Below are 1732 nucleotides of genomic sequence, written 5' to 3' on the forward strand. Positions count from 1 at the left end.
GTGTGAGGTAAAAAGTGTCGTGTTTTTTAGCGCGAAAACAAAGACCTTTTTTGTCGGCAGGTAGTTTTGGTTGAAATAATCAAGCACCTGCTTTCTGATCTCATAGTCGATGTGCCTCTCTTCGCGGGTTCTAATGAGAAAAACGACGACCAGATCGGCCTTGTCGATAGTCATCCTAACTAGGCGTTCGTGCGCGCGGTTAAATGGATCGGCTGTTAAAAAAACAGCGGTTATCTTTTTAGCGCCGCTTTCCCTTATGAGCTCATAAAGTGCTTTTTTGCTCTCTTGCATGCTCTCGTCATATAGCTCAAATTTACCGCTAATGCCGTATTTGCCGAGGTTTATCTCTTTGTCGTTGCTGGCTTCATTTGCTAAAAATATATTTTTAGCCCGCATGCCTTCATCAAATTTAAAGACCTTTGCCACGTCTATGTGTCCAACGACCTTGCCATCTAGGCTTAAATTTACTCTCTGACCCGCAGTTAGCTTGCTAGCGACGATTTGGTTTTGCTCGCCAAATGGGGCAAAGCCAAAAGAGTAGGGCATAGGCTCGCCGTTAAAGTAGCCCTTTTTTGCCACCTCTTTGATCTGCTCGTCGTCCATTAGCGAGTCGTAGTTTGAGAGAATTTTGTTTTTTATGAGCTCTAAGGCGCCGTAAACTTCTGTTGTGATAGAAATTTCACTATTTTTTCTTGCTGACGTCATATTTCTTTCTCTTTTCCCAGAGTGATTTTCTAGAAATTCCAAGCTTTTTGCTAAGCTCCGTGTCAGGAAATTTATCTTGATAATTAACGATGATATATTTTATATATTCATCTATCGTGACGATCTCGTCGATGTTGAAATTTTTATCAGGCTGCGAGAGCTCGAGCTCGTCAAATGGCGCTTTTTGGGCAAAATCGCTAGTTGAGATCGCCACCTTTCTCTTTTTGCAAAGCTCTAAAATTTTCTCTTTTTCATCTTGTTTTAGGCTCTCTAAATTTGTGATATAGATGAGCTCGTCGCCACTTTGAGCTAGCGCCTTTTCTAGCTCAGCCAGACAGGCCTGCCCTAAAAACAAAAACGGCGTTTTGTTTGCCTTGACGTAGCTAAAGATAAATTTATCGCTATATCCGCTCTTGCTTGATTTTAAAAGTAGTGGAAATTTGACCTTTTTTGCCTCAAAGCTTTGGTTTTCAAAGCCTTTTAGCGAGTAGCTAACGTAGTTTTCGTAGTTTTTGATCTCATTTTTGAAATTTCTAAATTCCTCAAAATGCCTTATCTTTCTAACAAGCTCTTCTATCATAAATGGCTTTTGTATGTAGTCTCCCGCACCCGCTTGTATCGGCTTTAGCACGGTGTCGCTGTTGATGTAGGCGATGAGTAAGATGATGATAGAGCTTTTAAATTTCTCTATGACTGGGTAGAAGTCTTGCCCTGGAAGTGTGGTAGAAAGTAACACTACGTCAAAATTTTCAAATTTCAAAGCCTCTTTGACGCTCTTTGCGATCTCACACTCATAGCCAAAGTCGGCCAGCTTGCTAGCCATCGAGCCAGCTAGGTAAATTTCGTTTTCTACTATTAAAATTTTCATATTTGTGTCCAGTTGTAAAATTTAAGGCTAGCGCTTGCCATGACAGCGATCCCCTCACATCTGCCGACAAAGCCAAGCCCCTCAGTCGTCGTTGCCTTTACATTTATGCGGCTCTGGCTTAAATTTAGAGCCTGCGCGATGTTTGTCTCCATTTTTGAT

2 protein-coding genes and 1 pseudogene are annotated in these 1732 nt (G+C 41.5%); all 3 read right to left on the reverse strand.

The window, feature by feature from the left end; genetic code table 11:
• Positions 1-705: pseudogene (locus Q0296_RS05575) on the reverse strand (sulfate adenylyltransferase); the annotation flags it as partial.
• Complete coding sequence (locus Q0296_RS05580; protein WP_298037753.1) at positions 683-1573, reverse strand: response regulator; 891 nt, start codon at positions 1571-1573, stop codon at positions 683-685. The pseudogene Q0296_RS05575 and the gene Q0296_RS05580, both read right to left, overlap by 23 nt.
• Positions 1570-1732, reverse strand: a 163-nt coding sequence (locus Q0296_RS05585; protein WP_298037762.1) for a 2-C-methyl-D-erythritol 2,4-cyclodiphosphate synthase, incomplete at its 5' end; no start/stop codon positions are given. The genes Q0296_RS05585 and Q0296_RS05580, both read right to left, overlap by 4 nt.

It is taken from the genome of uncultured Campylobacter sp. (genome assembly GCF_937890585.1).
Classification (GTDB): Bacteria; Campylobacterota; Campylobacteria; order Campylobacterales; family Campylobacteraceae; genus Campylobacter_A.

Excerpts from the sequence above, each read along its gene's own strand:
- Q0296_RS05580 (WP_298037753.1), bottom strand. The coding sequence starts at position 1,573 with ATGAAAATTTTAATAGTAGAAAACGAAATTTACCTAGCTGGCTCGATG.